The following is a 22,534-nucleotide window of genomic DNA, read 5'->3' as shown; positions in this document are numbered from 1 at the left end:
ATGCCCATGAACGCTTTAAAACTTCGCATTGACCTGGCGGCGATTGCCCACAACACGAGGCAGATGCGCCGTCAGGCTGGTGGCGCGCGTTTGATGTGCGTGGTGAAGGCGGATGCCTATAACCACGGCGCGGCGAAGTGCGTCCCCATCATGGAGGCGAACGGTGCGGATGCGTTCGGCTGCGCGACGATCGCGGAGGCGGCTAGTGTGGCGAAGCTGACGTCGAAACCCGTGATGGCGTGGCTGTGGGCTCCGGGGGAGGAGCTGGTGGAGGGCATCGAGATGGGTGTGCCGAGTCTTGCGCACCTGCGCGCGCTTATTGACGCCCCCTTCGTACCCACCGTGCATCTGATGATCGACACGGGGATGAACCGCTCGGGCGTAGATGAGGAACAGTGGCCGGAGCTGTTCGCGATGGCCGCCGAGGCGCAACAGGCCGGTCAGATCCGTGTGGCCGGGCTGATGAGCCATTTTGCGTGCGCGGATAACCCAGCGGACCCGTACACGGACCGGCAGCTGGCGACGTTCCGTGAAGCGCTCAACCAGGCGCACGAGGCGGGGCTAGAGGACCTGGTGAACCACGTGGCGAACTCGCCGGCGACGTGGACGAGGGACGACGCCCGCTTTGAACAGATCCGTCCCGGGATTGGCCTGTACGGGTTGGAAGCAATCGACGGCACCGACAACGGGCTGCGACCTGCGATGAGCTGGGTTGCAACAGTGACCGCGGTCAAACCAATCCAGGCGGGGGAGCCGGTGAGCTATTCGGGAACGTGGACTGCGCCCGAGGACGGGTTTACCGCCGTGGTGCCCGCCGGCTACGCGGACGGTGTGATGCGCATTTGGCAGGACCGGATGGACGTCACCATCAACGGGGCGCGCTACCCCCAAGTGGGTCGGGTGTGCATGGATCAGATTGTGGTGTGGCTGGGCGCAAACGAAGCCGGTGTCGCGCCGGGCGATGAAGCGGTACTTTTTGGCGCCGGCGGCGTGAGTGCGGACGAGTTCGCGCTGCGGGCGAACACCATTCACTACGAGGTGCTGTGTGCACCGAAAGGACGGACAGTGCGGGAGTACGGCGGCAGGCGTGTCTGCGAGACGCGCGAGGAAACGCAAGCGTTGGGGCGTGAGCTGGGGGAGACCTTGCGCGCCGGGGACGTGGTGATTCTCGACGGCCCGCTCGGCGCCGGGAAAACCACGCTGACGCAGGGCATTGCCGAAGGGATGCAGGTCAAGGGGCGTGTGACGAGCCCAACCTTCACCATCGCCAGGGAACACCGCGCGAAGGAGGCGGAGGGGGCGTCGTTAATTCATGTCGATGCCTACCGCCTGTTGGGGGAGGGCAGCTCTGGCGACCCGCTGGGTGAGCTCGACGCGCTGGACCTCGAGTCGGAACTGGACCGCAGCGTCGTGGTGGCAGAGTGGGGCGGTGATCTTGCAGGTCACATCGCAAACGAGTACCTCTTGGTCAGGATTGATCGCACCACGCTCGTGGAGCAAGACGAAGACAGTGAGGGCCGCATCATTACATGGCGGTGGGTGCACGCAGAATAGGAAGATGTAGGCTGTAGGCCATGCTGAAGCTGAACAATACTAGCCGTGGTTGGGTCGCTATTGCGTGTGCACTGTGGGTGATTGTGCTCGTTGCTCTCATTTTCATCCCACTGACCAAGCCGTCCCCAATGGCGGCTGCGACGCCAACGAATTCTCTTTCCCGCTCCCTTGAAGAGGTCAAGCCTGGTGGTGAAGCCGTTGCGGGCCAGCTCATCGACCTGACTCGCGTCTACGACAAGGACTACATCGGGTTCACCACGCTGTGCCCGAACGAGCCGGACCAGCTGCTGCTGAGCAAGCTGCAGGCGCTGAACCTTGACCAGGACCGCTTCGATTTCTCCGGCGACTGGGGTTACATGCTGCTGTTCGACGAGGACCAGAACGCGGAGATCGACCTGGACAAGGTGGAGCTTTCCAAGGTGAACATCTGCTCCATCCCGCAGTCGGAGATGTTCCCAATGAATACGCCGCTGCCGTTCCACAAGGACGGTAACGGCTGGGTCATGGGAGTAGCGGCGTAATGCTGACGCTGGCGCTCGATACAGCCACGCACGACCTCGTTGTCGGCGTGGGCGAGCAACAGTCGCGCCGCGTGGATGCACAGCGGGTAATCAGAACCCGCTCGCATAACGAACTTTTGGTCCCCACTGTCAACGAACTACTGGCGGAAGCGGGCTGCACCTACGGTGCGCTCGAAGCCGTCGTTGTTGGCGTGGGGCCTGGCCCGTTTACGGGGCTTCGCGTAGGCATGGCCACCGCGTCCGCCTTCGGGCAGGCGCTGGGTGTGCCGGTGTACGGGGTCTGCACCCACGACGCCATCGCCGCGGAAGCCGGGGACACCACCGGGAAAAGCGTGCTAGTGGTCACTGATGCGCGCCGCCGCGAGGTGTACTGGAGCCTCTACCGTGACGGACAGCGCGTCGACGGCCCACACGTCAGCGCAGCCAGCGCGATCGACGTTGAGGGTGACGCCGTTGACATGCTCGTCGTCCCGGACGCGCTGCGTGAGACTGTGACGGTCGCGGCTGGTGAGGTACACGATCTCGCGCCGGGGGTGCGCGGTCTGCTGGCTGCGTGCGATCCATCGGATACGCCGGAGCCACTCACACCGCTGTACTTGCGCCGCCCGGACGCAGTCCCGCCGAAGCCGCGCCCGCGCTCTGCTGCGCTGCCGGACATCAAACTGTGAATATCCGGGAGCTCACACCCAGCGACGCTGACGCAGTCGCAGCGTTGGAGGCGGTGCTGTTCGCTGGCGAGACCCCGTGGTCGCGGGAGGTGCTGCTGACGCAGTTCGCGCAGCCGTACACGTTTTACATCGGTGCTTTCGACGACAAGGGCGCACTGCTGGGGTATGCGGGCCTTGCGATGCTGGGGCCGCGCAACGACCCGGAGTTCGAAATTCACACCATCGGCGTCGCGCCCGAGGTGCAGCGCCGCGGGGTGGGCAGGGAGCTGATGGACCAGCTCGTCCACACCGCCGACCTTCTCGACGGCCCGATGTTCCTCGAGGTGCGCACCGACAACTCCGCGGCGCTTGGCATGTACGAGCGCTACGGCTTTTCCGTGGTTGGCACCCGAAAGAATTACTATCAACCTTCTGGCGCGGACGCGTTTTCCATGATGCGTCCGCGGAAGATCGAAAGGGAGCAGGCATGATTGTTGCCGGGATTGAGTCCTCATGCGACGAGACGGCCGTTGGCATTGTCGACGTCCACTCCGACGGCACCATGGAGATCCTTGCGAACCAGGTGGCGTCTTCGATGGAGCAGCACGCACGCTTTGGTGGCGTGGTGCCCGAGATCGCGTCGCGTGCCCACCTTGAGGTGATGCCGCAAGTGATGGCCGCGGCACTGGAAGAGGCCGGTATCGATGCCCCGGACGTGGTTGCGGCGACGATCGGGCCTGGTCTTGCCGGTGCGCTGCTGGTCGGCGCGTCCGCTGCGAAGGCCTACGCGGCGGCGTGGGGTGTGCCGTTTTACGCCGTGAACCACTTGGGTGGGCACGTGGCGGTGGCGAACCTGGAGGGCCAGGAGCGGCTTCCGCACTCGGTGGCCTTGCTTGTTTCTGGCGGGCATACGCAGTTGTTGGAGGTTGAGGCCGTCGGCAAGCCGATGCGCGAGCTGGGCTCCACTCTTGACGACGCCGCCGGCGAGGCCTACGACAAGGTCTCTCGCCTACTTGGGCTTGGTTACCCCGGCGGCCCGGTGATCGACCGCCTGGCTGCGAAGGGTAACCCGGATGCGATCCCGTTCCCGCGCGCGCTGAGCAGGGCCGACGATTTGCGGGGCGAGCACCGCTTCGACTTCTCGTTCTCCGGCTTGAAGACTGCCGTGGCGCGTTACGTGGAAAAGGCTGAGCGTGAAGGCTGGGTGGTCAACGTGGAGGACGTGTGTGCGTCGTTCCAAGAGGCGGTGTGCGACGTGCTCGTCCGCAAGGCGATGTTGGCGCTGGAGGAGACCGGCGCGAAAACGCTCCTGCTTGGCGGCGGCGTGGCGGCGAACAGTCGCCTGCGCGCTCTTGCACAGGAGCGTTGCGAGAAGGCCGGGGCGGAGTTGCGCGTGCCGCGCTTCGGGCTGTGCACCGACAACGGTGTGATGATCGCAGCGCTGGCCGGCCAACTCATCCACGAGGGGGCGCAGCCTTCGGTGCTGTCCGTGGCGACGGATACGTCGCTGGAAGTGGAGATTCCGCTCGTTCACCAGTAACTATTGGTGAGAGCCGTCACAATGTTGAGTGTTAGCACTCGCAGGGGTAGAGTGCTAACAAGGTTGTTGAGAGCGCAGTTGTACACCCGCGACGACGGCTGGGCCTTCGAATAACCACACACTACTGAACTGATAGATACAACATTGAAGGAAGGCGTTCAGATCATGGCAAACGTCAACATCAAGCCACTGGAAGACAAGGTTCTGGTACAGATCGCTGAGGCGGAGACCACGACGGCATCCGGCCTGGTTATCCCTGATTCCGCTGCTGAGAAGCCGCAGGAGGCAGTTGTTATTGCTGTTGGTCCTGGCCGCTTGGATGAGCAGGGCAAGCGCATTGCTGTCGACGTCAACGAGGGCGACACCGTGATCTTCTCCAAGTACGGCGGCACCGAGCTGAAGTACAACGGTGAGGAGTACCTGCTGCTTTCCGCTCGCGACCTGCTGGCCGTCGTCGAAAAGTAATTGAAGGGGGCGTAGCCACCAATGGCAAAACTTATTGCTTTTCATCAGGAGGCCCGCGAAGGCATCAAGAAGGGTGTTGACACCCTGGCGGATACCGTCAAGGTCACCCTTGGCCCGCGCGGCCGCAACGTGGTGCTTTCGAAGTCGTGGGGTGGCCCGACCGTCACGAACGACGGTGTGACGATCGCCCGCGACATCGACCTCGAGGAGCCGTTCGAGAACCTCGGTGCGCAGCTGGTGAAGTCCGTCGCAGTGAAGACGAACGACATCGCCGGTGACGGCACCACGACCGCGACGCTGCTCGCGCAAGCGCTGGTCACGGAGGGGCTGCGCAACGTGGCGGCTGGCGCGAACCCGATCCAGCTCAACAAAGGGATCCAGGCTGCGGCAGAGAAAGTTATCGAGGAGCTGAAGTCGCGCGCGACGGAGGTTTCTTCCTCCGCCGAGATCGCCAACGTCGCCACCGTTTCCTCCCGTGACCCTGAGGTCGGCGAGATGGTTGCCGGTGCGATGGACAAGGTCGGTAAGGACGGCGTCGTCACCGTCGAAGAGTCCCAGACGATCGACTCGTTCGTCGACGTCACTGAGGGCGTGTCCTTCGACAAGGGCTTCCTGTCGCCGTACTTTATGACGGACCCCGACGCCGGCCAGGCGGTGCTGGAAAATGCCCGCGTGCTGCTGGTCCGCAACAAGATTTCTTCGCTGCCGGACTTTCTGCCTCTGCTGGAAAAGGTTGCGGAGGCTTCCGTCCCGCTGCTGATCATCGCCGAGGATGTCGACGGTGAGCCGCTGCAGACACTCGTGGTGAATACGCTGCGTAAGTCCCTGAAGGTTGTCGCTGTGAAGTCGCCGTACTTCGGCGAGCGTCGTAAGGCGTTCATGGACGATCTGGCTGTGGTGACCAACGCGACCGTCATCGACCCTGAGGTCGGCATGGCGCTCAAGGACGCCACGCTGGACGACCTCGGCTCGGTGCGCCGCGTCACCGTGACCAAGGACGATACCGTGCTTGTCGACGGCGCCGGTTCCGCTGAGGACGTCGAGGAGCGTCGCAACCAGATCCGCCGCGACATCGAGGCGACGGACTCCACCTGGGACAAGGAGAAGATGGAGGAGCGCCTGGCGAAGCTGTCGGGTGGCGTCGCCGTCATCCGCGTCGGTGCCGCGACTGAGACCGAGGTCAACGAGCGCAAGCTGCGCGTCGAGGACGCCATCAACGCTGCCCGCGCGGCAGTCGAAGAGGGCATCATCGCCGGTGGCGGTTCCGCACTGGTCCAGATCGCACGCGACCTGGAGGAATACGCGGAGACCTTCGAGGGCGAGCAGAAGACTGGCGTGTTGGCGGTTGCCCGCGCGCTGGTGAAGCCGGCGTTCTGGATTGCGGACAACGCTGGGCTGGACGGCTCAGTTGTTGTGTCGAAGATCGCAGACATGGCGAACGACGAAGGCTTCAACGCCGCAACGATGGAGTACGGCAACCTGGTTGAGCAGGGCATCATTGACCCTGTGAAGGTGACACACTCCGCTGTTGTCAACGCTTGCTCGGTAGCCCGCATGGTGCTGACCACGGAGGTTTCTGTGGTGAACAAGCCGGAAGAAGTTGAGGAACACGCACACGGTCACGCGCACTAATTAGTGTTTGTGACGAGGGGAGCCCGGACGGATACATGCCGTTCGGGCTTTTGCGTGCCTGATGGGTCAGGCTTTGGGAATGGCATGCTCGGCGCTGTACCCTTAGGCGATACTGGAAAGGAGTCGGGCGTCGCGTATGAGCGGTATAGATACTGATGACGTGAATGCGCAGCTTGCGCAACTGCTGCCTGCTGCACAGTCCGGTGATGATCGGGCGACGCAGCGCGTCGTGGCGCTCATTTATCCATTTGTGCTGCGCTACGCCCGCGCCCGCATTGGCGGTGGGCGCACCCCGACCCCGGAAGACGTCACTCAGGACGTGTGCTTTGCGGTAGTCAAGGCGCTCAGTACCTATAAGGACCAGGGCAAGCCATTCATGGCATTCGTGTACGGGATTGCATTTAATAAGGTGACGGATGCGCACCGCAGCTATGCGCGAGACCGAATGCTGCCCACCGAAGATATCCCCGATGGGGTATCGCAAGAGGCGGATCCAGAGGGATATGCGCTGGATGTCGACGCGAGTAACAAAATGCGCGAGCTGCTCGATGTACTCAATGAGAAAGCGCGAAATATCATTATTCTTCGCGTATTTGTTGGCCTTTCGGCGGAAGAAACAGCAGAGATTGTTGGCGGGACAGCTGGGTCGGTTCGTGTCTCACAGCACCGTGCCCTGGCTCGCCTGCGTGAGGCCCTTGAAGAAGAGGAGTCTGCGAAATGACACGTGATGCTCACCGTATCCCGCAGTTTGATGAGCTGTTGGCGGATGACGCCCTGTTGACCAAAGCGTCACGTGGAGAGGACCCTAGCGACGGCACCGATCCGCTTTTGGGCCTGATGGGTGCGCTGCGCGAGGACGTCGAGCGTCCGATGCCGGAGCCGCCATACATAGCGCCCGTGGCGGCGCCTGCGCGCAAGCAGATGAACCCGTGGCTCAGTGGGCTTGTGGGCGCGGCAGCAGCCACCGCAATCGTTGCTGGAAGTGGGGCAGTGTTGTACAACGCGACTCCTGATTCCCCTCTGTGGCCAGTAGCCTCAACCGTGTTTGGGGAGCGTGCGTCGGTCATGGAGCTTGCGAGCACGCTCGACGAGATGGAAGTAGCCAGCGATGAGGGTAACGGCGACGCTGTGCGTGCCCTGGTGCTGCAGGCCAAGGCGTTGCTTGACTCCATGGATGCGAAGAAGACGCAAGGGTCTGAGCCCACGGTGGCGTCGACAATCCCTGAGGTGACGGTGACGCGCACCGTGACTGTGACGGTGACACCTGAGCCGCGCGAACCGGTGACGGTGACGCAGGTGGTCACGGAGCAGCCTGCCGTCGAGCAGCATTCCTCCGCGCAGCCGACAGTGAGTGCGGAACCGAGCGGTGCGCACGTGCCGGCTACTACAGGCAAGGACGCCGCGCCGGAATCGCCAGTGGCGACGACCTCCCCCAAGCCGGTTGAGCCCCCGGCGTCAGCCTCGCCGCAGCACTAGCGCCCGGCGGACTCGATGCCGTCCATGTACCCCAGCGCGTAATCCCACGTGACATAGGCGTTGACGTCCGGGTTAGCGCTTGGTTCGTGGACGGGCGGCAGCGCGTTGTTGAGCGTGGAGATCATGTTTTGCTCCATGATGTCCCAGTCGTAGTAGTGCGTCTGCTCGCAGTCTTCACACATGAAGAAGATCCCGAGGATGCCGCGGGGGCGCAGGATACGTTGTGCGTCGCGGACGTGGGCGAGGTCGTGAATGATCGCCTGCCGCTCCTCGCTGCTTAAGGGCTCCGGCTGTTCGTCGTCCTCGATGAACGATGCCGGGTCGTTCGGGTCGTTTGCGAACGGGTCGAGTGGCATCATGTCGTCGTAATTCACACCGATCAGCCTATTGTGTGGGGAGTAGCAAGGCCAATTAGCCATGTGCGTTGGGATTTTTCGACGCCGCTGTGTGTCGTGTCGCGCGACGTTATATCATGGCTGAAAACCAATGTCGGGTACACCGCGCGCGGAAGGAGAAGTTGTCAATGGCAAACGAGCGAGTTCTTACAGGTGGGGATGACCCGCACAAGGTTGCACTGCGGGGCTTGACCTTTGATGATGTGCTGCTGCTGCCAGCCGAGTCTCACATTGTGCCGGCCGAAGTGAGCACGAGCTCGCAGTTCAGCCGCAACATCAAGCTGGGTATCCCGATCGCATCGGCTGCGATGGATACGGTCACGGAGTCGCGGATGGCGATCGCGATGGCGCGCCAGGGTGGCATTGGCGTGCTCCACCGTAACCTGAGCGCTCAGGACCAGGCGGAGCAGGTTGACATCGTAAAGCGTTCTGAGTCCGGCATGGTCACCAACCCGGTGACCGCCACACCAGACATGACGATTCGTGACGTCGACGCGCTGTGCGGCCGCTTCCACATCTCGGGCCTGCCGGTGATCGACGCCGACGAGCGCCTGGTGGGCATCATCACCAACCGCGATATGCGCTTCGAGCCGGACTACGACCGCAAGGTCGCAGAGGTGATGACACCGATGCCGCTGGTTGTGGCGGATGAGGGCGTCGATAAACAGGAGGCACTTGCGCTGCTGTCGGCGAACAAGGTGGAGAAGCTGCCGATCGTGGATAAGACAGGCAAGCTGGTTGGCCTGATCACGGTGAAGGACTTCGTGAAGAGCGAGCAGTACCCGAACGCGTCGAAGGACTCGAACGGCCGCCTGCTTGTTGCCGCTGGTATCGGCACTGGTGAAGAGTCCTACGAGCGTGCCGCGCTGCTCGTTGAGGCGGGTGTCGACGCCCTCGTCGTCGACTCTGCGCACGCACATAACAACCGCGTGCTGGAGATGGTGTCCCGTGTGAAGAAGGACTTCGGCGACCGCGTTGACGTCGTCGGCGGCAACCTGGCAACGCGCGAAGCCGCGCAGGCCATGATCGATGCCGGTGCGGACGCGATCAAGGTCGGCATCGGTCCTGGCTCCATTTGCACCACCCGCGTTGTTGCGGGCGTCGGAGCACCACAGATCACGTCCATCCTGGAGGCTTCCGTACCTGCTCACAAGGCCGGAGTACCGATCATCGCAGACGGTGGCATGCAGTTCTCCGGCGACGTTGCTAAGGCCCTCGCCGCTGGCGCATCGACCGTCATGCTCGGCTCCATGCTCGCAGGCACCACTGAGGCACCCGGTGACGTCGTGGTTGTTGGGGGCAAGCAGTACAAGCGCTACCGCGGCATGGGCTCGATGGGCGCGATGCAGGGCCGTGGCCTGACCGGCGAGAAGCGTTCCTTCTCCAAGGACCGCTACTTCCAGGCAGACGTCACCAGCGAGGACAAGCTGGTGCCGGAGGGCGTCGAGGGCCGCGTTCCGTTCCGCGGAGATATCGACGCCATCACCCACCAGATCGTTGGTGGTCTGCGCGCCGCGATGGGCTACACCGGCTCCGCCTCGATTGCAGAACTGCAGACGAAGCAGTTCGTCCAAATCACCACGGCTGGCTTGCGCGAATCGCACCCGCATGACATCACGCAAACGGTTGCAGCGCCGAACTACCACAACTAATCCTTTCTGACTGGCTCCTGAAGGAGAGAACCTGACATGCGTGAATATGTAGAAATTGGCATCGGACGCGAAGCCCGCAAGGCCTACGACCTTGACGATCTGACCCTGGTTCCGACGCGGCGCACCCGCTCGTCGAAGGACGTCAACACGGAGTGGCACATCGACGCCTACTCCTTTGACATGCCGCTCGTATCCCACCCGACCGATGCCCTAGCGAGCCCCGAGTTCGCCATCGAGATGGGTAAGCAGGGTGGACTTGCGGTGCTCAACGCCGAGGGCATCCTGGGCCGCCACGCGAACTTCGAAGAGGCGATCAACGAGGTCTGCGGACAAGCGCCAAATCCCAAGGACCTCGAGCAGGAGAATTACCACGAGATTCCTAGCAAGATTGCCAAGGCTACGGCAACGCTGCAGAAGCTCCATCAGGCGCCAATTAATTTGGACGTGTTGAGTGAGCGCATTGCACAGGTCCGCGCGTCGGGCGCGACCGTCGCTGTGCGCGTGAGCCCGCAAAACGTGCGCGAGCTTGCCCCTGCAGTGATCAAGGCCGGTGCAGAGATCCTGTTCGTGCAGGGTACGTTGATTTCCGCCGAGCACGTGCAGCCCGGTGGCGAACCGCTGAACTTGAAGGAGTTCATCGGCTCCCTCGACGTTCCGGTCATCGCAGGTGGTGTCTTCGACTACACGACGGCCACGCACCTGATGCGTGCTGGCGCTGCCGGCGTGATTGTTGGTTCGGGTCGTTCCTCTTCCGGCCTGGCGCTGGACGTTCCCCTTGCAACTGCGATTGCTGACGTGGCTGCAGCTCGCCGCGACTACTTGGACGAGACCGGTGGCCGTTATGTCCACGTCATCGCTGATTCGGCACCGTCGAACGCCGGAGACATCGCGTTGGCACTCGCCATGGGCGCCGACGCCGTCATGGTAGGCAGTCTGTTCGCGAAGGCGAACGAGGCCGCTGCTGGCGGCGCGTACTGGGAACCGGCGGCTGCGCACCCGCGCTTCCCGCGCGGCGAGGTTGCCAACTGGGAGTTCGGCGATCGTCTTCCGCTGTCTGAGATTTTGTTCGGTCCATCGAGCGATTCGGGCGCTGCCACGAACTTAGTGGGCGGTTTGCGCCGTATTATGGCGAAATGTGGGTACACTGATCTCAAGTCGTTCCAAAAGGTCGACGTGACCGTCCGCCCGTAAACAGATTGACCTAATGTATCGAATATGGCCTACGAAGTAGTTATTAAACGAGATGCCCCTGACGGCCCACACCACGAGGTTGATGTCAACCACATCTTCTTCTCGGTGACGGACAGCAAGGGCATTATGACCCATGTCAATGAGGTCTTTATTCACTACGCGCAGTATCCCGAAGTCGAGATGATCGGGAAGCCACACAATCTCATTCGCCATATTGAGATGCCTGGTGGCGCGTTCAAGCTGATGTGGGACGTCATTGAGGACGGCCGACCGTTCGCAGGCTATGTCCGTAACCGCGCAAAGAGCGGCTCTGCGTACGACGTGTTTGCTACCGTGACGCCTCTGCCAAATGGCGACTACCTCTCGGTGCGCACCCGCCCGATGACCGAACTGTTCAAGGTCGTCGGCGACGTGTACCAAGCGGTGAACGACGTTGAGTGGAAGGCGCGCCACGAGGGCGTTGGCCGTCGCCGCCGTGCAGAGCTTGGCTTGGACAAGCTGCAGGAGCTTGTGCCTGATTACGACGCCTTCGTTGCCGAAGCGCTGCCGGCCGAGGTGCTGGCGCGTGAGGAAGCGGGCTTCGACCTTCCAGAGGGCACCGGCGAGGTGTACGAGGCCACTAAGCGCCTCTACCGCGAGCTGGACCGCTTCATGGAAATCCAGTCCTCCATTAAGGAAGCCGCCGAAGAACTGGCAAAGGCCAGCCAGACTTTGGTGGAAGAAAACGCTGTGACCAACAGCGTGAAGGGCGAGATGGAAAACGTCATGGCGGAGGGCGCTGCCCGTACGCTGTTGCTTGCACCGCTGCAGGTGTGGGCAACGATGCGTGGCATCATCGACGAGAACGCGCAGTCACTCAACGAGGTGGCTGGCGAGTTGGCGAAGAAGGCGGCGTCCGCGCGTATGGCGATTGCGCTGGCTCGTCTGCATACTGCGCAGACCGCGATTTTCTCCCTTGAGGCGAACCGCGGCGAGGTGCTCTCTATGCTGTTCGACGCCCTCGAGGTGGACGTGAAGCAGATGGACGACGCAGTCTTCCTGCACTCCTCCCTGGCGAACCGCGTGGACCTGAAGGTGAACTCGATTTCCGAGCTGACCAAGATGCCGCTCGAGATGATTCGTCGCTGGTCCCAGACCACGGCGCAGGAGCCGTTCGGCGAGAACATCGAGCCGCTTGTTGCTCAGGTGCACCGCGCTATCCAGGCTGCTGATAACTCTATCGAGCGCCTGCACGCTTCCTCGCAGAAGCTGGGCTCCGACCCGGCGATTGACGGGGTGCACGATGCGCTGGAGAACCTGCGTGCGCTGCTGAAGTAGTCTGTTGTAACGTCGCAACGCTGAAGACACCACCCGCCAAGCGGGTGGTGTCTTGTTGTTTCGAAGGGATTCCCGCACCAGATTCCAGTATTTCGGCCGGGTGCATTGGCGTTTCCCCAGGTCCCGAATTGTGCGCGCGGGAATGTGGTGCGCAGGACACTGTCATCGGGCTCACGTACACATTAGGTGCTGCGTAGGTTAAGATTTGGTGCGTGACTACAGCTCAAACTCGCCCTGTTCTTGTTGTTGATTTCGGTGCGCAGTACGCGCAGCTCATTGCGCGTCGTGTGCGTGAGGCGCACGTGTTCTCCGAAGTCGTTCCGTCCACGATCTCCGCTGCGGAGGTGAAGGAGAAGCAGCCGCTGGCGCTTGTCCTATCCGGTGGCCCGTCGTCCGTGTATGAGGATGGCGCCCCGCAGTTGGACCCTGAGATTTTCGAGTTGGGGATTCCGATCTTCGGCATCTGCTACGGCTTCCAGGTGATGACGCAGGCGCTCGGCGGCAAGGTTGAGCAGACCGGCGCCCGTGAGTACGGCCGCACGGCGATGAACGTCATGGGTGGTGTGCTGCACGCCGGCTTGCCGGAGGAGCACAAGGTGTGGATGAGCCACGGTGATTCGGTAACGCAGGCTCCGGAGGGCTTCGAGGTCACCGCGTCTTCGAAGGGTGCGCCGGTCGCCGCGTTCGAGAACGTGGAGCGCAAGTTCGCCGGTGTGCAGTACCACCCGGAGGTGATGCACTCGCCGCACGGCCAGGAGGTGCTGACGCGCTTCCTCACCGAGATCGCTGGTCTGGAGCAGAACTGGACGGCATCCAATATTGCGGAGCAGCTCATTGAGCAGGTTCGCACCCAGGTTGGGGACGGCTACGCCATCTGTGGCCTGTCCGGTGGTGTGGACTCGGCTGTTGCTGCGGCGCTGGTGCAGCGCGCGATCGGTGACCGCCTAACGTGCGTGTTTGTGGACCACGGCCTGCTGCGTCAGGGCGAGCGCGAACAGGTGGAGAAGGACTTCGTCGCTGCGACCGGCGCGAAGCTTGTCACTGTCGATGAGCGCAAGGCCTTCCTGGACAAACTGGCCGGGGTGACCGAGCCGGAGGCCAAGCGCAAGGCGATCGGTGCGGAGTTCATCCGTTCCTTCGAGCGCGCCGTGGCTGATGTGCTGTCGGACCACAAGGTGGATTACCTGGTGCAGGGCACCCTGTACCCGGACGTCGTCGAGTCGGGCGGTGGCACCGGTACCGCGAACATTAAGAGCCACCACAACGTCGGCGGCCTGCCGGACGACGTCGAGTTCGAGCTGGTCGAGCCGCTTCGTCTGCTGTTTAAGGACGAGGTCCGCGCGGTCGGCCGCGAGCTGGGCCTGCCCGAGGTGATCGTGAACCGTCAGCCGTTCCCGGGTCCGGGCCTGGGTATCCGCATCATCGGTGAGGTCACCGAGGAGCGCCTGGAAACCCTGCGCGCCGCTGACGCGATTGCTCGCGAGGAGCTGACCAAGGCTGGCCTGGACGACCAGATTTGGCAGTGCCCGGTCGTGCTGCTGGCTGATGTGCGTTCGGTGGGTGTGCAGGGTGACGGGCGCACCTACGGCCACCCGATCGTGCTGCGCCCTGTCGCGTCCGAGGACGCGATGACCGCGGACTGGGTACGCATCCCGTACGAGACGCTCGAGGTCATCTCGACCCGCATCACCAACGAGGTGGCGGACGTCAACCGCGTGGTGCTGGACGTGACGTCCAAGCCGCCGGCCACCATCGAGTGGGAGTAATTCGCCGACTTAATCAGCAAAGTACGCGGACACGGACCCGACGCGCTGCTTCACGTTGATCGTGAGGAGCTCGCCGTCCTTGTCCGCGTTTTGCTTGCCCTGGGGGCATGTAGTTTCGCCGATGGTGGCTTCGCAGTGGACGTCGACCGGCACGTTGTTGGGCAGAATGATCTCGATTTCGCCGACGCCGTTGGCAATGTTCACGGTCTTCGGTTCGTCGAGTGGTTTGAGGCTGCTCAGATCGATGGTGGTTTCTCCAACGAGGTTGTTGAGATCGGGGATTGAAGCCGCGTCCTCGAATGAGTGGTGCATTTCACCGATGCGGCTGCCCACTTTGATATCGGACCGGGGGCCGACAATACCGGTGATAAACAGGGCACAGACGAGGATGACAGCCAGGGGCAGCCATAGCCAGAGGCGTGTCTTTTTCTTCGGCTGTTCCGGCGCTGGCTCGGTTGGCTCGGGCAGGTGCCACAGCCCGGGCGCCGCGCCGAGTGGGTCCCACGCGGGGGGCGTGCCGGGGTGCTCGTAGCCTTCGGGCACGGTGAGGTGCGAGGTATCCACGGTGGGGCCTTCGCTTGTCGACGCCTCCTCGGGGTTCATTACCAGCAGTCCTGCCGGCGGCTCCGGCTGGCGCTGGTGGGCGAGGTACCAGCCGAGCGCGAACAACACGAACGTAACGAGCACCCCGTTGAGATCGCCTGCCGCTGAGACAGATGGGAAGAAGATCACCAACCCGATGAGTAGCCACCAACCGGTGCTGCGGTCCTTCTTCTCTGGCTCGGTGAGTTGTTCTTTCGGCGTGATAATTGAGTTCCACGGGCTGCGGGTCATGCCGAAGCGTGGCATGTTGATCCAGCACAGTAGGTAGAGGAAAAGTCCGCCGCCAAATACGAGTGCAAGTGCTACGAAGATGACGCGAACAAGCGTCGGGTCGACTTGGTAGCGGGCGCCGATGCCTTCACAGACGCCAGCGATGACAGCCTTACCGCCCTGGTCTTCTGGGATGCGGGGCGGGCGGGTCTCCCACATGCGCTTCAGTGTGTTGGTTTCCATGCCTCCATTGTCGCGTGGTGGGCCCGTGGACGGTATCGGGAATGACCCTGATTTTTGATTTCAGGGTTTACCCCGATGTGGCCGAGGCGCCGCCCGTGTCATGATGAGTGCATGTCTGCGTTGTATCCCCGGCTGACCCGGGACCGTTCACGCCGCGTGATCGCGGGTGTGGCCTCTGGAGTTGCTGGCCACTTCGGGGTGGACGTGAAATGGGTGCGGCTGTTCTTTGTCGTCGCAAGTTTCACTGGCGGGATTGGCGTGTTGTTGTACACGGGCTTGTGGATGTTCGCGCCGGTTGCAGAGAGTACCGAGCCCCGGCAGCGTCCTGGAGCGCTGGATGTTTTCCTTGTGCTGGTGGGGTTTGCGGGTGCGCTGATGTCCTTGCAGAGCTCCTCGGGCGTTGGATCGGCTGTGCTGTTCGTGGTTGGCGTGCTCATAGTGGGTGCGATTATCGCGTTGCAGGCCTACGACCGCGGTATGGCCTCATGGAAGAATCTTGCGGCGCTGGCGCTGGGTGCGCTGCTCATGATGGGTGGGGTGCTGGCGCTCGCGCTCATGGGGGAAAGCAGCGGGGTCGCCGGGGTTGTGGTCTCTGTGCTGGTGACGGTGCTGGGGGTAGCAGTGCTGGTGGTGCCGTTGATTACGAAGTTGGCGAACTCGCTCGTCGCGGAGCGTGAGCAGAAGGCGGTGGCGGACCAGCGCGCGGAGATCGCTTCCCGCTTGCATGATTCGGTGCTGCAGACCTTGGCGCTGATTCAGCGCCAGGCTGGTGATCCGGACGAGGTGGTTCGGCTTGCCCGTGGCCAGGAGCGTGAGCTTCGCGCCTGGCTTTTCGACGACACCGTGTCCAACCACACCACCACCTTCGCCGCGCTGTGCAAGGCTGCCGGCGAGGTGGAGGACGCGTACGGGATCGTGATCAAACCGGTCACGGTGGGCGAGGACATCCCTTTCGGCGAGCGCGCAGAGGCGGTCGTGCTCGCAGCCAGGGAAGCGATGGTCAACGCGGCAAAGCACGCCGGTGTGGACACCGTTGATGTTTACGCGGAGCACCTTGCTGGCAGGCTCACCGTGTTCGTGAGGGATCGCGGCAAGGGCTTCGACCCTGAGGCAGTGCCGACGGACCGCCACGGGTTGCGGGACTCCATCGTGGGCCGCGTGGAGCGCGTTGGGGGAGAGGTGCACGTGGTGGCGTCGGAAAGCAGTGGCACCGAGATTGAACTAGCGTTGGACCTATGACTCGCGTGTTTCTAGTGGATGACCACTCCGTGTTCCGCGCTGGGGTGAAGGCAGAGCTGCAGGAAGCGGTGGACATCGTCGGTGAGGCCGGGACGGTCGCCGAGGCGGTGCGAGGGATCGAGCAGACACAGCCCGACGTCGTGCTTCTCGACGTCCACATGCCCGACGGCGGCGGCCTCGCCGTGCTGAAGCGGGCTCCGGGCCCTGCGTACTTGGTGCTCAGCGTGTCCGATGCCGCCGAGGACGTCATCGCCCTGATCCGCGCGGGCGCCCGCGGGTACGTGACCAAGAACATCGCGGGCGCGGAGCTCGCGGAGGCGATTGAGCGGGTGCACGGCGGGGACGCGTACTTCTCACCGCGCCTGGCGGGGTTCGTGCTTGACGCGTTCGCGAGCGGGCCGGTCGTCGAGGAGGACGACCCGGCGGTGGACTCGCTGACCCGGCGCGAACTCGAGGTGCTGCGGCTTTTGGCACGTGGCTACACGTATAAGGAGATCGCGCAGCGCCTGTTTATTTCGGTGAAGACGGTGGAGACGCACGCGTCAAATATTTTGCGCAAGACGCAGACCTCGAACCGCCACCAGTTGACCCGGTGGGCGGTTGCGCGCGACCTGGGTTAGCGTACGCCCGCCTGCCGCAGCAGCGACTGGGCGGTGAGGTCCGTTTCCTGCAGCATGCGCGGGTCGGTGCCGGGCATTGGGGAGATGGTGGTGTCGGCCCACTGCTTGCCGGTGGGAATGCCGGCGATGTGCAGGCGCGGGTCCAGGGTGCCGTCGGGGTGGACGGTGCGGCGGGTGTCTGCGTCGGTTTCGGGAGAGCCGGTGGGCGTGCCGAAAGGCGCGAACGGGCGGATGCGCTCGCTTTCCAGCAGCGACGCGGTGAGTGGGTCGGCTGCGCGGGTGATGTTGGGGGACGGCAGGAAGGCGTCCGCGAGGGTATCCGCGGTGACGGTGCGCTCGGCGCTGGTGGCGGTGAACGTGGTGCCCGACTGCGTGACGGTTGGGGCTGGGCCGAGCAAGGTGACCAGGCCGGCGTCGATGAGCGCGAGGAGCTCGCGGGAGCGGAACAGCGGAGGACCGGAGCCGACCATCTGGCCGAACGCCATGTAGTCGGAGAGCGCGCCGCGCTGATCCTCCGGGGTACCACGGCCGTTCTCGACGGCGATGGCGGTCGGTTTGCGGCCTGCGGAGATCACCCACAGGGCGGACTTGATGGGGGAGTCGTGGGCGGCGACGGCCTCGGCGATGTCGCGGGCCAGGGCGTCGGCGATGACGCAGTTCAGGCTCTCGGCGTCGAGGCCGTCGCACCCGGCCAGGGGGTCGATCCAGTAGGAGATGTCGAAGGGCTCGGTGGTGGCGTCGGCAAGGGCGTCGTTGAGCGCGCGGGTGCAGGGCAGGAGGCTGGTGCGGGTGGCGGCGCCGGCGAGTGGTGCGGCGTCGATGCGCGAGATGATGTCCGCAAGCGGGATGTGCAGGGCGTCGGGGCGTACGCGCGCAAGCGTGGTGTAGTAGGCGGCGTAGGAGTCGCGGATGAGCGCCGGCCAGAGCTGCTCTCCGAAGCTCACCGTGGTGGCGCCGCTGTGGTGCTCGATCGCGGCGCGCAGCCGCGAGAGGTCCGCCTTGGGCGGCAGCGAGTGGTACTCGGATTTCGGCAGGTAAGGGTAGCCGCGGCCAGAGGTAACCACGAGGTGTGGTTCGGCGCCGCTGGGCTCGTAGCGTAGCCCGGAGCGGGTGTCGGCGGGCACGAAGCGGCCGCCGCGGTTGATGGTGCTCAGCGCCATGAGGTCGAAAAAGCCCATGCCAAGGCCGCGCACGATTGCGGTTTCGCCAGCAACCAGCGTATCGACGTCCTGTTCCACCGGGTTGCCCGGCTGAATCCAGTGCCCGCGGAAGGCCACCGGGTGCTCGGGGACGACCCAGCCGGTGGCGAGCACGGTGGCGTCGGCGTGGACGGTGGTGCCGTCCTCAAGCGTGATGGCGTCGCGGCCGTTCTCGGCGGTGATGCGCTGCGCGCGGGAGCGGTGGTTGGTGACGGTCACGTGCTCGGGGAGCTGCGCCAGCGCGACCGTGAGGACCCAGTGGAGGTACTCGCCGTACAGCGCGCGGGATGGGTTGGACTCCGGGCGGGTGGCAGCCAGCTCCGCGCCGAAGTCCGCGGTGACGTGGTCGGGGGTTGGGTGGGCGTCGAACAGTGATTGCTTGGTGGCGGACACGGCGTCGCGCTCGCCGCGCAGGAGCTGGATCCACTCGTACATGGTGGGGCCCTCGAGTACGGGGGCGGTGACGGTCGCGCCGGGCTCGGTGAAGAGGGTGACGGCGCCGGCCAGCGTGTTCATGTACAGCGTGTGGGTCTGTGCGGTGTCCCAGACGCGCCCGGCGCCGTGCTGGGCGTCGTCGATGAGGTGGATTGTCAGCGGCTTGGTGGAATTAGATTCGTTGAGCGTGGCGGCGACGCGTTCGATGATGGAAATGCCGCGTGGACCTGCGCCGACGATGGCGATTGCTGGCTGCACTGTGTGTTCCTTCCTGTTGCGACAGTGACCGTTTAGACTGCTTAGTCTAGACGTATGAGACCGCTCCGTCTAATCTGTGTTAGCGTTATCGCTCATCGAAGGGAGAACAGTGAAGCACACACGTCGAACGCAGGCCGGAGCGCTGCTTGCGGCTACCACGCTACTCGGGTTATGCACCGCATGTGCAGGACAAACAGAGCAAAGCGGGGACATGCAGGCAATCACGTACCTGGAGCCGAACTGGTTTACCTCGCTCTATCCGCCTGCGGCCGGGTTCTACCCGAATGGTGGCGTCGTGAATCAAATAACAGACAGACTGCTCTATCAGGACCCGGAGACGCTCGAGCTGCACCCGTGGATCGCCACGAAGCTGCCGGAGATCAACGAGGACGCGACGGTATACACGTTCGACATCCGCACCGACGTCACCTACTCCGACGGCTCGCCGCTCACCGCGGAGAACGTCGTGGCCAACTTCGACCTCTACGGCAAAGGCGACAAGGAGCGGCTGCTCAACGCATCCGAGCAGATCTCGAACTACGACTACGGCGAAGTCATCGACGAAGACACGGTGCGATTCCACTTCACCGCACCCTCGCCGGGGTTCGAGCAAGCGGTCTCCGTGTACAACGCCGGGCTGCTTTCCGACGCCACCCTGGCGCTCGACAACGAGTCCTTCGGGCCGGGCAGCGCCCACAACATCATCGGCTCCGGCCCGTTTGTCATCGCCGGTGAGGAGCTGGGCACCTCCATCGAGCTGCGGGCGCGCGAAGACTACGACTGGGCACCGCCCATCCTCGAACACCAGGGCCGCGCCCGGCTGGACAGCGTGACGTACCGGCTCGCCGCCGAAGAGGCGATGCGCACCGGCGCGGTCCTATCCGGGCAGGCGGACATCGTGCGCGACGTGACTGCGTCCGCCGAGCGCCACCTGAAAGACCGCGGCGTGCAGATCGTCTCCCGCGGCACGAACGCGATGAACAACCAGATCGCGATGCGCCCGCAGCACCCGTACCTGCAGGACATCCGGGTGCGCCGCGCGATCACGCACAGCGTGGACCGCGAAGAGCTGCTGCGCATCCTGTTCTCTGACTCCTACCCGCTGGCGACCTCGAGCGTGGCCGCCACCGGCTTGGGCTACAAGAACCAGGGCGACGCCTACACATACGACCCGGAGCTTGCCCGGCAGCTCCTCGATGAGGCCGGGTGGGTCGTGGGCAACGACGGCATCCGCGTCAAGGACGGGGAACGCCTGCACCTGACCGTCAACTACGCGCAGACCCAGCCGCGCGCCCGCGAAGTGATGACGATGGTGCAGTCCAACCTGCGCGACATCGGCATTGAGCTCTCCGTGCTCTCCGGCGACCGTTCGACGCAAAACGTGGCGTCGAAGGACCCGAACAAGGTGCAGCTCTACCACACGATGGTCGGCCGGGCGGACTACGACGCCATCGAGTCGCACTACGCGGTTGGGCGCCGAGACTCCTTCATTAACCAGGATGAAAATGACAACGTGATCGACCAGCACCTCGAAGACCTGCTGCAGACCGTGGTCTCCACACCTGACGACGCCGGCCGGGCCCGCGCGGTGGAAGCCGTCCAGGACTACGTCACTGAGCAGGCCTACACGCTGCCGCTGTTCGAAGAGCCGCAGGTCTACGCCGTCAGCCCACGTCTGTGCGGATTCGGCGTCGAAGCCGTTGCACGCCCTGCGCTCTATAGCGCCTACCTCCAGGAAGGGGATACGCCATGCCGTACATCGTAAAGCGGGTAGGCCAAGCACTGATCGTGCTGCTGCTGACCTACACTCTCGCATTCTTTCTGCTTTCGGCTCTGCCATCCGACGGTGTCATGGCCCGCTACGCTGACCCGGCACTGGGACTCAGCCAGGCTGAGATTGAGGCGATCCGTTCGGAGATGGGCGTCGATAAGCCGTTGCTTACGCAGTACGTGGCGACGCTGACGGGTCTGTTCACCGGCAGTCTCGGCTACTCGGTGCGCACGGGTACACCGGTGGGCCAGCTCATTGCCGACGCACTGCCGCACACGCTCGCGCTGGCCGCGACCTCGGTCGGACTCGCGATCATCGTGGCGCTGGCGACCGCATTCATCGCGACGCTGCCCGGCGCCGGACGCATCGGCGAGCTGTTTCGCGCGGTGCCCTCGCTGATGGTGTCGCTGCCAGGGTTCTGGATCGCGATTGTGCTGCTGCAGCTGGTGTCCTTTGAACTCGGCTGGATCAACGTGGTCGCCCCCGGCCCGCTCGAGGGGCTCGTGCTGCCGACCCTCACACTGTCCGTCCCGATGGCGGCCCCGCTCGCACAGGTGCTGATCCGCTCCATCGACGAGGTGCAGCGCAGCCCATTCGTGCAGGTGGCGCGTGCGCGCGGTGCGAGCGAGACCCGCATCTTCTGGTCCGACGTGCTGCGAAATGCGCTGCTCCCAGCGCTGACCATGGCTGGTTTGCTCTTCGGTGAGCTCGTCGGCGGTGCTGTGGTGACGGAAACCGTCTTCGGGCGCACCGGGTTGGGCTCCATGGTGGTCACCGCCGTGTCGAACCGCGACACGCCGGTGCTGCTGGGCGTAGTCCTCATCGCTGCGGTGGCGTACGTGACCATCAACCTCATCATTGACCTGCTCTACCCGGTGCTTGACGTGCGGCTGCGCACCGCCGGCGGACCGTTTGCCGCAACACCGAAGCAGTACGCCAGCCAGTCCGCCGACGCCATCGACGTGCGGGCAATCGAAACGGGACGGGAGTAGCAACCATGCGAACGACGAATTGGAAACAACCGGGAACGGTTCTCGCACTGCTCGTGCTGCTGCTTGCGTGCGCGTGGGCCCTGCTGCCGGGCATATTTGCCACGCACGACCCATACAAGGGCGTCGACGTAGCCCTTGCAGCGCCGAGCGCGGAGCACTTCTTCGGCACCGACGCCGTGGGGCGCGACGTGTACTCGCGCGTGGTTTACGGCGCGCGCCAGTCGCTGCTCGGCGCGATAATCGCGGTGGCGGTCGGGCTGGTGTTCGGCACGCTGATTGGCCTGGTGGCGGGCGCGCTTCGTGGCAAGGTCGATACCGTGCTCATGCGGATCGTGGACGTCCTGCTCGCTATCCCAGGCATTCTGCTGTCTCTGTCCATCATCATCGTGCTGGGCTTCGGCTCACTGCAGGCGGCCTTCGCTGTCGGCATGACCACGGTGGCGACGTTCGCCCGCCTCGCCCGTTCACAGGTGATGCAGGTTGCAGGCACCGACTACGTTGAGGCCGCCTACGGCTCTGGAGCGACGAAGTCCCAGGTGCTGGTGCGCCACATCCTGCCGAACTCGCTCACCCCGGTCATCGCGCTGGCGGCCCTGCAGTTCGGCACGGCGATCCTGCAGCTGTCCATCCTCGGGTTCCTCGGCTACGGTGCCCCGCCGCCGATCCCGGAGTGGGGCCTCATCATCGCCGAAGGCCGCGACTTCATGGCCACCGCCTGGTGGATCATCGTCCTGCCCGGCGTGGCGATCATCGCCACCGTCATGAGCGCGAACCACCTGTCCCAACTCATTCGTACGGAGGCCTAACC

At 64.0% G+C, this 22,534-nt stretch carries 21 protein-coding genes; 18 read left to right on the top strand and 3 right to left on the bottom strand.

Translation table 11 applies throughout. From position 1 onward, the window contains the following. The first annotated feature begins 6 nt into the window (after window positions 1-6). The 9 genes from alr to JMN37_RS02395 all read left to right on the top strand — a co-directional run bounded on the left by alr (window position 7) and on the right by JMN37_RS02395 (window position 7,835). The gene (gene alr / locus JMN37_RS02435; RefSeq protein ID WP_083433170.1) at window positions 7-1,554 is read left to right on the top strand and encodes an alanine racemase; all 1,548 of its coding nucleotides are present in this window, start codon (window positions 7-9) and stop codon (window positions 1,552-1,554) included. Between the two features lie 20 nt (window positions 1,555-1,574). After that, the gene (locus JMN37_RS02430) at window positions 1,575-2,075 is read left to right on the top strand and encodes a hypothetical protein (RefSeq protein ID WP_070363044.1); all 501 of its coding nucleotides are present in this window, start codon (window positions 1,575-1,577) and stop codon (window positions 2,073-2,075) included. After that, a complete protein-coding gene (tsaB, locus tag JMN37_RS02425; RefSeq protein ID WP_071572759.1) occupies window positions 2,075-2,743 on the top strand; it encodes a tRNA (adenosine(37)-N6)-threonylcarbamoyltransferase complex dimerization subunit type 1 TsaB in 669 nt (222 codons plus the stop codon). The genes JMN37_RS02430 and tsaB overlap by 1 nt, the downstream gene beginning before the upstream one ends. Then, on the top strand, window positions 2,740-3,213 hold the full coding sequence (rimI, locus tag JMN37_RS02420) for a ribosomal protein S18-alanine N-acetyltransferase (RefSeq protein WP_070477599.1): 474 nt from the start codon (window positions 2,740-2,742) through the stop codon (window positions 3,211-3,213). Before tsaB ends, rimI begins: the two co-directional genes overlap by 4 nt. Beyond that, on the top strand, window positions 3,210-4,262 hold the full coding sequence (gene tsaD, locus JMN37_RS02415) for a tRNA (adenosine(37)-N6)-threonylcarbamoyltransferase complex transferase subunit TsaD (protein ID WP_071572758.1): 1,053 nt from the start codon (window positions 3,210-3,212) through the stop codon (window positions 4,260-4,262). The genes rimI and tsaD overlap by 4 nt, the downstream gene beginning before the upstream one ends. Before the next feature lie 165 nt (window positions 4,263-4,427). Beyond that, a complete protein-coding gene (gene groES, locus JMN37_RS02410; protein ID WP_070363040.1) occupies window positions 4,428-4,727 on the top strand; it encodes a co-chaperone GroES in 300 nt (99 codons plus the stop codon). Between the two features lie 21 nt (window positions 4,728-4,748). Then, the gene (gene groL / locus JMN37_RS02405; protein WP_070477601.1) at window positions 4,749-6,359 is read left to right on the top strand and encodes a chaperonin GroEL; all 1,611 of its coding nucleotides are present in this window, start codon (window positions 4,749-4,751) and stop codon (window positions 6,357-6,359) included. A gap of 136 nt (window positions 6,360-6,495) precedes the next feature. After that, on the top strand, window positions 6,496-7,080 hold the full coding sequence (gene shbA / locus JMN37_RS02400; protein WP_070477602.1) for an RNA polymerase sigma factor ShbA: 585 nt from the start codon (window positions 6,496-6,498) through the stop codon (window positions 7,078-7,080). Beyond that, window positions 7,077-7,835 carry a hypothetical protein gene (locus JMN37_RS02395; protein WP_071572757.1) on the top strand — a complete coding sequence of 253 codons (759 nt, stop codon included), beginning with the start codon at window positions 7,077-7,079 and terminating at the stop codon, window positions 7,833-7,835. Before shbA ends, JMN37_RS02395 begins: the two co-directional genes overlap by 4 nt. Here JMN37_RS02395 and JMN37_RS02390 read toward each other — a convergent pair. Beyond that, window positions 7,832-8,254 carry a DUF5319 domain-containing protein gene (locus JMN37_RS02390; protein WP_070363036.1) on the bottom strand — a complete coding sequence of 141 codons (423 nt, stop codon included), beginning with the start codon at window positions 8,252-8,254 and terminating at the stop codon, window positions 7,832-7,834. The genes JMN37_RS02395 and JMN37_RS02390 overlap by 4 nt on opposite strands. A 104-nt stretch (window positions 8,255-8,358) precedes the next feature. On the opposite strand from JMN37_RS02390, the gene guaB reads away from it, so the two are divergent. From guaB to guaA, 4 genes are all read left to right on the top strand, one after another. Next, complete coding sequence (guaB, locus tag JMN37_RS02385) at window positions 8,359-9,882, top strand: IMP dehydrogenase (protein ID WP_071572756.1); 1,524 nt, start codon at window positions 8,359-8,361, stop codon at window positions 9,880-9,882. Window positions 9,883-9,918: 36 nt separating this feature from the next. Beyond that, window positions 9,919-11,073 carry a GuaB3 family IMP dehydrogenase-related protein gene (locus JMN37_RS02380; protein WP_070363034.1) on the top strand — a complete coding sequence of 385 codons (1,155 nt, stop codon included), beginning with the start codon at window positions 9,919-9,921 and terminating at the stop codon, window positions 11,071-11,073. 24 nt (window positions 11,074-11,097) lie between these two features. Further along, window positions 11,098-12,390 (top strand): PAS domain-containing protein, encoded by a 1,293-nt coding sequence (locus JMN37_RS02375; protein ID WP_070477610.1) that lies wholly within the window; start codon window positions 11,098-11,100, stop codon window positions 12,388-12,390. Window positions 12,391-12,602: 212 nt separating this feature from the next. Continuing rightward, window positions 12,603-14,156: a glutamine-hydrolyzing GMP synthase gene (gene guaA / locus JMN37_RS02370; protein ID WP_252930973.1), complete on the top strand. Its 1,554-nt coding sequence runs from the start codon at window positions 12,603-12,605 to the stop codon at window positions 14,154-14,156. 9 nt (window positions 14,157-14,165) lie between these two features. On the opposite strand, the gene JMN37_RS02365 is transcribed toward guaA, so the two are convergent. Next, a complete protein-coding gene (locus tag JMN37_RS02365; protein ID WP_252930972.1) occupies window positions 14,166-15,212 on the bottom strand; it encodes a PspC domain-containing protein in 1,047 nt (348 codons plus the stop codon). 111 nt (window positions 15,213-15,323) lie between these two features. Between JMN37_RS02365 and JMN37_RS02360 the strand changes: the two genes are divergently transcribed. Both JMN37_RS02360 and JMN37_RS02355 read left to right on the top strand, forming a co-directional pair. Beyond that, window positions 15,324-16,451, top strand: coding sequence for an ATP-binding protein (locus JMN37_RS02360; RefSeq protein ID WP_071572753.1), 1,128 nt, complete (start codon window positions 15,324-15,326; stop codon window positions 16,449-16,451). Beyond that, entirely contained in the window at window positions 16,448-17,071 is a 624-nt protein-coding gene (locus tag JMN37_RS02355; RefSeq protein WP_252930971.1) for a LuxR C-terminal-related transcriptional regulator, read from the top strand. The genes JMN37_RS02360 and JMN37_RS02355 overlap by 4 nt, the downstream gene beginning before the upstream one ends. Here JMN37_RS02355 and JMN37_RS02350 read toward each other — a convergent pair. Next, window positions 17,068-18,963 carry an FAD/NAD(P)-binding protein gene (locus JMN37_RS02350; RefSeq protein ID WP_252930970.1) on the bottom strand — a complete coding sequence of 632 codons (1,896 nt, stop codon included), beginning with the start codon at window positions 18,961-18,963 and terminating at the stop codon, window positions 17,068-17,070. The two genes, JMN37_RS02355 and JMN37_RS02350, sit on opposite strands and share 4 nt — an antisense overlap. Before the next feature lie 109 nt (window positions 18,964-19,072). On the opposite strand from JMN37_RS02350, the gene JMN37_RS02345 reads away from it, so the two are divergent. Genes JMN37_RS02345 through JMN37_RS02335 form a run of 3 tightly spaced genes read left to right on the top strand, consistent with a single transcriptional unit; the run spans window position 19,073 to window position 22,532 of the window. Continuing rightward, window positions 19,073-20,728, top strand: coding sequence for a TIGR04028 family ABC transporter substrate-binding protein (locus JMN37_RS02345; RefSeq protein ID WP_252930969.1), 1,656 nt, complete (start codon window positions 19,073-19,075; stop codon window positions 20,726-20,728). Beyond that, entirely contained in the window at window positions 20,713-21,726 is a 1,014-nt protein-coding gene (locus tag JMN37_RS02340; RefSeq protein ID WP_083433168.1) for an ABC transporter permease, read from the top strand. Before JMN37_RS02345 ends, JMN37_RS02340 begins: the two co-directional genes overlap by 16 nt. A 5-nt stretch (window positions 21,727-21,731) precedes the next feature. Then, on the top strand, window positions 21,732-22,532 hold the full coding sequence (locus tag JMN37_RS02335) for an ABC transporter permease (protein ID WP_071572750.1): 801 nt from the start codon (window positions 21,732-21,734) through the stop codon (window positions 22,530-22,532). The last annotated feature ends 2 nt before the right edge of the window (window positions 22,533-22,534 follow it).

The sequence above is a fragment of the Corynebacterium lipophilum genome, assembly GCF_024102595.1.
In the GTDB taxonomy this organism is placed as follows: Bacteria; Actinomycetota; Actinomycetes; order Mycobacteriales; family Mycobacteriaceae; genus Corynebacterium; species Corynebacterium pseudogenitalium.
This window is presented reverse-complemented; position numbering and strand designations above follow the sequence as displayed.

What these genes read in the sequence shown, in the direction of transcription:
- shbA (WP_070477602.1), top strand. Translation starts at nt 6,496, where the DNA reads ATGAGCGGTATAGATACTGATGACGTGAATGCGCAGCTTGCGCAACTG.
- JMN37_RS02430 (WP_070363044.1), top strand. Translation starts at nt 1,575, where the DNA reads ATGCTGAAGCTGAACAATACTAGCCGTGGTTGGGTCGCTATTGCGTGT.
- JMN37_RS02380 (WP_070363034.1), top strand. Translation starts at nt 9,919, where the DNA reads ATGCGTGAATATGTAGAAATTGGCATCGGACGCGAAGCCCGCAAGGCC.
- JMN37_RS02340 (WP_083433168.1), top strand. Translation starts at nt 20,713, where the DNA reads ATGCCGTACATCGTAAAGCGGGTAGGCCAAGCACTGATCGTGCTGCTG.
- JMN37_RS02335 (WP_071572750.1), top strand. Translation starts at nt 21,732, where the DNA reads ATGCGAACGACGAATTGGAAACAACCGGGAACGGTTCTCGCACTGCTC.
- JMN37_RS02375 (WP_070477610.1), top strand. Translation starts at nt 11,098, where the DNA reads ATGGCCTACGAAGTAGTTATTAAACGAGATGCCCCTGACGGCCCACAC.
- JMN37_RS02390 (WP_070363036.1), bottom strand. Translation starts at nt 8,254, where the DNA reads ATGGCTAATTGGCCTTGCTACTCCCCACACAATAGGCTGATCGGTGTG.
- JMN37_RS02395 (WP_071572757.1), top strand. Translation starts at nt 7,077, where the DNA reads ATGACACGTGATGCTCACCGTATCCCGCAGTTTGATGAGCTGTTGGCG.
- tsaD (WP_071572758.1), top strand. Translation starts at nt 3,210, where the DNA reads ATGATTGTTGCCGGGATTGAGTCCTCATGCGACGAGACGGCCGTTGGC.
- JMN37_RS02355 (WP_252930971.1), top strand. Translation starts at nt 16,448, where the DNA reads ATGACTCGCGTGTTTCTAGTGGATGACCACTCCGTGTTCCGCGCTGGG.
- groL (WP_070477601.1), top strand. Translation starts at nt 4,749, where the DNA reads ATGGCAAAACTTATTGCTTTTCATCAGGAGGCCCGCGAAGGCATCAAG.
- alr (WP_083433170.1), top strand. Translation starts at nt 7, where the DNA reads ATGAACGCTTTAAAACTTCGCATTGACCTGGCGGCGATTGCCCACAAC.
- guaB (WP_071572756.1), top strand. Translation starts at nt 8,359, where the DNA reads ATGGCAAACGAGCGAGTTCTTACAGGTGGGGATGACCCGCACAAGGTT.
- JMN37_RS02365 (WP_252930972.1), bottom strand. Translation starts at nt 15,212, where the DNA reads ATGGAAACCAACACACTGAAGCGCATGTGGGAGACCCGCCCGCCCCGC.
- groES (WP_070363040.1), top strand. Translation starts at nt 4,428, where the DNA reads ATGGCAAACGTCAACATCAAGCCACTGGAAGACAAGGTTCTGGTACAG.
- JMN37_RS02360 (WP_071572753.1), top strand. Translation starts at nt 15,324, where the DNA reads ATGTCTGCGTTGTATCCCCGGCTGACCCGGGACCGTTCACGCCGCGTG.
- tsaB (WP_071572759.1), top strand. Translation starts at nt 2,075, where the DNA reads ATGCTGACGCTGGCGCTCGATACAGCCACGCACGACCTCGTTGTCGGC.